Here is a 6,593-nt window from a genome sequence, read left to right on the forward strand (position 1 = left end):
GTCATCCCGGCGTGCGCCAGGCCGCCGCCCGGGTGGGCGGCGGAACCGGCCCGCCAGGTGCCGGGGAGGCGCCCCGCGTTGGGCGCGGCCAGCAGCGCGCCGTCCGCGCCCGCCAGGGCGGGTGGCGGGATGACCCCGCCCGGCAGGCCCGTCTCCCGTTCGACGTCCAGCGGCGTGCGCACCTCCCGCCAGCGGATGTTCTCCAGCCCCGAGGCCGTCAGCAGCCGCCGCGCCCAGCGGTCGGCCGTCGCCGCGTCCCGCCAGTCCACGGCGCCCTGCGGCGGGGCCATCGCCGACACCACCGCCGTGTGATGGCCCCCGGAACCGCCGTCCGGCCACAGCGCGGCGTCGTCGGGGCGCAGCACCCGGACCACCGGCCCGCCGTCCGGCGGGTGCACCAGCAGCCGGTGCGGGGCCTGTGGCGGGCGGGGCCCGTCCAGCGCCACCAGGACGGTGAACCGGCTCTCGCCCGGCGGTGGCGAGCCAAGACCCGGGGCGCTCCACACCACGTGCTCGGCCGCCACCCGCTCGCCGCCGGCCAGTTCCACGCCCGCCGCCCGGCCGTCCCGCTCCAGGACGCGCCGGGCCGTCGCGCCGAACACGAACTCCACGCCGCGTTCCACGCACCGCAGCCGCACCGCCTCCACCAGCGCGGCGATGCCGCCCGCCGGATACCAGGTGCCGAACGTCTGCTCCACATAGGCGAGGACGGCCGCCGAGGCCGGCGCCCGCTCCGGGGCCACCCCCCACTCGGCGACCATGGCGGCCAGCAGCGCCGTCAGCCGCGGGTCGCCCAGCTCGCGCTCGGCCACCTCGGTCAGCGTCGGCGCCCCGGCGCGTGCCGCGCGGCGGCGCAGCAGCCCGGTGCGCCGCGCGGGCGGCACCGGGTAGCGGTCGGCCAGCAGCGCGGCCCGTCCGGCGGCCGAGGTCAGCGGCTCCTCCACCAGTGGCCGGCGGGTGGCCTCCCAGGTCTGCCGGGCCCGCCCCTGGAACGCGTGCCACCGCTCGCCCGCCCCGGCGCCCAGCGCCGCGTCCAGGGCCTGCCCCACCCCGCCCCGGGAGAAGCCGGGCAGCCGCAGCCGGGTGCCGTCCGCGAACAGGTGCTCGGCGGCCGGATCGACCTGCCGCAGCTCGACGCACTCCTCCAGGGACCGCTTGCCGGTCTTCACGAACACGTCCCGCCACACCGCGGGCAGCCACAGCAGCCCGGGTCCGGTGTCGAAGACGAAGCCGTCGCGCTCGAACCGTCCCGCCGCGCCGCCCGCCCGCTCGCCGCGCTCCAGCACCGTCACCCGGTGCCCCGCCACGGCCAGCCGGGCCGCCGCCGCCATGCCGCCCATACCGGCACCGACCACCACCACTCGCGCCATGCGCCCGACCTTATCCAAGGCCCGCCGGGCCCCTATCCGGCCCCCATGGGGTACCTACGCGTACCCCCCGCCGTACTCAGAGCCGGGATGAGTACCGGGATGAGCATCAGCGCGGATGGGCCCGCCGGTCCCCGGACGGCACTGTGGTGGTCGAGCAGGGGAACCGGGGCGCACCGCCGGCACGGGGCGGCGGAGCGGCCCGGGCCCCCGCTGCCCACCGCCGTGCCCCCGGGCCGCGGGCCCGGACGTTCAGTCCGCCGCCGCCCCGACCCGGCCGTGCAGCAGCCGGGAGAGCGCCAGATGGACCTCGCGCAGCGGCCGCCCGGGATGGAACGAGAGCCAGTCGAGGGCTCCCACCAGGATCATCCCGACTAACGCCCCCGCCGTCAGCTCCACATCGAGTGCCGGGTCGAGTTCCCCGTCCTTCACCCCTTCGTGCAGGACCCGCTCCACCACGTCGACGGCCTGCTGCCGGGCGGAGACCACGGTCGCGTGCCACGCCCGGTGGGTGCGCCACAGCTCGGCCATGAGCAGCCGGGTCAGCGCCGGGTTCCGTTCGATGAACACCAGCCCCGCCAGCGCCGCGGCCGACAGCCGGCCGACCGCGTCCGCGCCCCGCTCCAGCGCCGCCTCGTCCGCCCGGCGCAGCTCGGTGGCCAGCCGGTCCACCCCGTCCCGCAGCACTTCCTCGAACAGCTCGGTCTTCCCGGCGAAGTTGTAGTACACGGTGCCCTTGGCGACCCCGGCGCGCTCGGCGATCTCCTCCACGGTGGTGGCGGAGAAACCCTGTTCGGCGATGAGCGTCACCGCCGCGTCATAGAGCCTTTGCCGCGTCGCGTTGCGACGGTTGCTGATCGCGCGTGTCATGCGCCGATTCTCCCCCCACTCCAGGGCTGTTGGGGTCTGCGGGGCCCATGTGCAGGTGTTTGCAGTGCTCAGCGCGGATTGTCAGTGGCATGCGTCAGCATGTGCCGTGATGCGAAGAACGGACCCACCCGACCAGAGCTGAACCGCCGAATGACGACAGGAGGCTCGTCATGACCGGATTCCCCGCCGACGTCCACCAGGTGCCCCGCCGCGCCCCGGTGCCGGCCACCGTGCTCGATCTGCTGGACCAGGCCGACCGGGGCCTGGCCGAGGCCGCCGTGCTGCCCGACGCGGGCGACGCGTACGTGGCGGCCCACCTCGCCGCGCTGCGCGCCGCCGCCGCCGTGGTGGCCGCCCGCGGCCGGCCCGAGCCGACCGCCCGGGGGCGCAGCCGGATCCGCAGCGTGTGGGAGGTGCTGCCCGAGATCGCTCCGGAACTGGCCGAGTGGAGCACCCTGTTCGCCGAGAGCGCCGTGCGCCGGGCCCGGATAGACGCGGGCATACGCCGGGCGGCCGACCTCCGGGAGGCCGCCGAGCTGCGCCGCGCGGCCGGGTTCTTCCTCCGGCTGGTGGAGAGCATGCTCGTGGGGCGGCCCGCGCCGCGGACCGGGGAGCCCGGCGGCCCGCCACCGAAGTAGGCTGTGGCTGCCCGCGCCCGGCGGGCCGCGCACCCCGCACACCGCAGCACCCAGCACTTCGAGGAGCCGCCCGTCATGCCGTCCAACCCCCCGGCCCGGGACGCGGGCGGAGCACCCGCCCCCGGTCCGCACACGGCGCTGCGCACCGGCGTGGTGTGGGAGGTGCTGCGCCGCACCCTCGGCGAGCGCGCGGCCGAGACCGGCCGGCCCGAGCTCGACGTGCTGGACACCGGGGGCGGCAGCGGCAGCTTCGCCGTGCCCGTGGCCCGGCTCGGGCACCGGGTGACGGTCGTGGACCCGAGCCCGGACGCGCTGTTCGCCCTGGCCCGCCGCGCCGCCGAGGAAGGCGTGGCCGACCGGGTGCACGGAGTGCAGGGCGACACCCAGGGGCTGCTGGAGGTCGCCGAGCCCGGCGGCTACGACATGGTCTTCTGCCACGGTGTGCTGGAGTACGTGGACGACCCGCGGGCCGGTCTGGCGGCCGTGGCGGGGGCGCTGCGGCCCGGCGGGGGCACGCTGAGCCTGCTGGCCGCGGGGGTGGGCGGCGCGGTGCTCTCCCGGGCCCTGGCGGGACGGTTCACGGAGGCCAGAAGGGCACTGGGCGACCCGGACGGGCGCTGGGGCGAGGCCGACCCGGTCCCGCGCCGCTACACCCCGGCCGAGCTGGCGGCGCTGGTCACCGAGGCGGGACTGGAGCCCGGGGCGGTGCACGGGGTGCGGATCTTCGCCGATCTGGTGCCCGGTGTGCTGGTGGACACCGAGCCGGACGCGCTGCGCGCGCTGGCCGCGCTGGAGGCGGAGGCGGCCGAGCTGCCCGCGTTCCAGGCGGTCGCGGGACAGCTGCATCTGCTCGCCCGGCTGCCCGGGCGGGCGCCGGGCGGCCAAATGTGATCTCCGCCCCGTATTATCGGCAGTCAGCCCTCCGGCATGACCGGGGTCCGGGGCGGGAAAGACTTGTCCGATCCCGTGGAACCGCGTCATGGGGCGGGTGGGTGAAATTGGCGAACTGGGGTGGGTTTCACAGGGAGGCTTCCCTGCCTATCCTGGAAAGAGTCGGAAACGGTCGCCTCCGCGGCCGGCGAGTAGGAGGACTCCGTGCCGCTCTCGGACCACGAGCAGCGCATGCTCGAACAAATGGAGCGAGCGCTGTACGCCGAAGATCCCAAGTTCGCGACAGCGCTTGAGGGCAGTGAGCTGCGGACGTTCACCCGGAAGCGGGTGTACCAGGGCATCGCCGGTTTTCTGGTGGGCATCGCGCTCCTGATGGGCGGCATGGTCGCCCAGCTGATCTGGCTCAGCGTCGTCGGCTTTGTGATCATGCTCGGGTGTGCGGTCGTCGCCGTCACCGGATGGCGGAAGGGGCCCGCTCCCGTCGAGGGCGCGGGCACCGGCGGCGGCGGGCGGGGACACCGGCCGCACAAGCCGAAGCGTTCGATGATGACCCGTATGGAGGAACGCTGGCAGCGCCGTCGCGACGAGCGCGGTGATTGAGTAGGCCGCCCCGGGATATCCGGGGCACAGCATCACGAAGGGCCCGCCGGATCCCGATCCGGCGGGCCCTTCCGTGTGTGTTTGCCCGGGCCGCTCCGCGCCCGGTTCTTTCCGTTTCCCGGCTTTCAGGCTTTCCGGGTTTTTCCGGGGAATGCGGTGCGCAGATCCCGCAGCCGCCGGGCGGCCCGCATCCGGCGTTCGGCGATCCGGTGACTCACCCGGACGGCGGAACGCGGCAGCAGCAGGGCCCGCAGCCGGGTCCACCGCCCCACCCCGGCCCGCAGCCCGGCCAGCGCCGTCCGCGCATCCCGGGCCGGGCCCTCGTCCCGGCCGCCCGCGCCGCCGGCCGCCTCCACCGGCGCGTACAGCTCCCGCTCCACGCCCTGCGCCAGCCGGTGCACGGCGTCCCGCGCCGGGGCGTCCAGCGACAGCACCGCGGTGATCCGCGCCGCGGTCCGCCGCGGGGTCTCCGACGCCAGCGGCGGGAGCCCCAGGTCCCAGGCGGTGTCACTCAGCTCCTGCCAGGCGGCACCCGCCCCGGCCCCCGGCGCCAGCCGCCCGGCCCGCACCCGGGCCCGCCACAGCGGGGGCCCGCCGACCAGGGCGACCACGGCCAGCACCGCCGCCGCGCCCCACAGCCACGGCCCCGCCGAGGGGCCGCCGCCGGAGCCGCCGGACGCGGCCGGCGCCTCGCTCTCGCACGCCGCCCCCTCCCGTACCGGATCGCACTCCTCCGGGGCGGTGGGCGTCGGGGACGCCTCAGGGCGTTCCGGCTCCGCCTCGGGCCGCTCCGGGTCGGACTGCGCCGGGTCCGGGCGCTCCGCCTCCGGCCGGGTGTAGCCGGGGATGGTGCCCTGCCCCGGGGTCGGCTCGAACCGCGTCCAGCCCACGCCCTCGAAGTACAGCTCCGGCCAGGCGTGCGCGTTGTGCAGGCCGACCCGGTAGGAGCCGTCCACCTGCCGGTCGCCCGGCGTGAAGCCGACCGCCACCTGGGCCGGGATGCCCAGGGTGCGGGCCATGGCCGCCATGGTGAACGCGAAGTGCACGCAGAAACCCTCGCGGTCCTCCAGGAACGCGGCGATCGCTTCGCTCCCGCTGCCGGAGGAGACCGAGGTGTTGTAGCGGAAACCGCCGTCGCGGGCGAACCAGTCCTGGAGGGCCACCGCCCGCGCGTGGTCGTCGGCCGCCCCGGCGGTGACCTCCTCGGCCAGCCGCGCCACCACCTCCGGCAGATCGCGCGGGACCTGCGTGTAGTACGAGGCCAGGTTCGGGGGTGGCGCCGGCGCCGAGGCCAGCTGCTCCGCGGTGGGCTCGACCTGCCGGTGCGTCACCGTCCAGCTGCGCCCCTGGGTGGTCAGCCGGCCGCTGTCCGAGACCAGCGTCTGCGACCCCCGGTCGAAGCGCCACGGCCCGTCCGTCACCACCGACACCGCCGGATAGGGCACCGGCAGCGAGGTCTGCGCGTAGTCGGGGCTCGCCTCGATCACCGTGGTCACGTCCCGGGCGGTCACCTCGGGCGCCAGGCCCGGCACCGCCCAGGGGGCGGCCGGGATCTCGTTCTCGAACCAGCGCGAGGAACGCCACTCGCTCCCGGTGAACTCGTCCAGCGCCACCAGCCGCAGATACATCCCGGCGGCCTCGCCGTCGGTGCGGTAGGTGAGCACCTCCTGGTTGCGCGGCTGGTTGAGCTGGTCCTGGAGCGCCACCACCGGATTGACCGAGCTGATCCGGCCCGCGCCGCCGCTGCCGCCGCTGCCGCCGCCCTCCAGGTCCAGCAGGCCGCTGCCCATGGCGGGCAGCAGCGCGGGCGCCAGTACCGCGGCGGCCAGCGTCAGCGCGCCGATCCGGCCGCCGGCCCGCAGCCGCGGCCCGGCGGACCGCGCGGGCGGCGCGGCGGCCGGTGGCCTGCCGTATCCGCCCGGCGCTCCGTACCCGGGCCCGCGCGCGGGTCCCGGGCCGCTGAAGAACCGCCCCCAGCGCCCGAGCCGGTCCCGGCCCTCGGCCAGCAGCAGCCCCAGATACCCGGCCGCCGCGACCAGGAAGTACAGCCAGCCGGTGTCCTCCTGGTTCACCCCGGCCGCTATCGAGTACAGCGCCAGCAGCGGAAGACCGGCCACCGCCGCGCTGCCGGAGGTGACCGCGAGCACGTCCACCAGCAGCCCGATCAGCAGCACCCCGCCCAGCAGCATCAGCCGGATGCCGTCCGTCATCGGCGCGGGTGCCACAT

At 76.4% G+C, this 6,593-nt stretch carries 6 protein-coding genes; 3 read left to right on the forward strand and 3 right to left on the reverse strand.

The annotated features are described in order from the left end of the window. On the reverse strand, nucleotides 1-1,370 hold a 1,370-nt coding region (locus ACFV5N_RS22905), incomplete at its 3' end, for a phytoene desaturase family protein (protein WP_385602949.1). A gap of 249 nt (nucleotides 1,371-1,619) precedes the next feature. Further along, the gene (locus ACFV5N_RS22910; protein WP_385602952.1) at nucleotides 1,620-2,237 is read right to left on the reverse strand and encodes a TetR/AcrR family transcriptional regulator; all 618 of its coding nucleotides are present in this window, start codon (nucleotides 2,235-2,237) and stop codon (nucleotides 1,620-1,622) included. A 170-nt stretch (nucleotides 2,238-2,407) separates the two neighbouring features. Here ACFV5N_RS22910 and ACFV5N_RS22915 point away from each other — a divergent pair, with 170 nt between their 5' ends. From ACFV5N_RS22915 to ACFV5N_RS22925, 3 genes are all read left to right on the forward strand, one after another. Then, nucleotides 2,408-2,875, forward strand: coding sequence for an SAV_6107 family HEPN domain-containing protein (locus ACFV5N_RS22915; RefSeq protein ID WP_385602955.1), 468 nt, complete (start codon nucleotides 2,408-2,410; stop codon nucleotides 2,873-2,875). A 75-nt stretch (nucleotides 2,876-2,950) separates the two neighbouring features. Next, nucleotides 2,951-3,766: a methyltransferase gene (locus ACFV5N_RS22920; protein ID WP_385602958.1), complete on the forward strand. Its 816-nt coding sequence runs from the start codon at nucleotides 2,951-2,953 to the stop codon at nucleotides 3,764-3,766. A 204-nt stretch (nucleotides 3,767-3,970) separates the two neighbouring features. After that, on the forward strand, nucleotides 3,971-4,366 hold the full coding sequence (locus ACFV5N_RS22925) for a DUF3040 domain-containing protein (protein WP_385602961.1): 396 nt from the start codon (nucleotides 3,971-3,973) through the stop codon (nucleotides 4,364-4,366). Nucleotides 4,367-4,491: 125 nt separating this feature from the next. On the opposite strand, the gene ACFV5N_RS22930 is transcribed toward ACFV5N_RS22925, so the two are convergent. Further along, on the reverse strand, nucleotides 4,492-6,593 hold a 2,102-nt coding region (locus ACFV5N_RS22930; protein WP_385602964.1), incomplete at its 5' end, for a transglutaminaseTgpA domain-containing protein.

Source organism: Streptomyces sp. NPDC059853, from assembly GCF_042731495.1.
Taxonomy (GTDB): domain Bacteria; phylum Actinomycetota; class Actinomycetes; order Streptomycetales; family Streptomycetaceae; genus Streptomyces.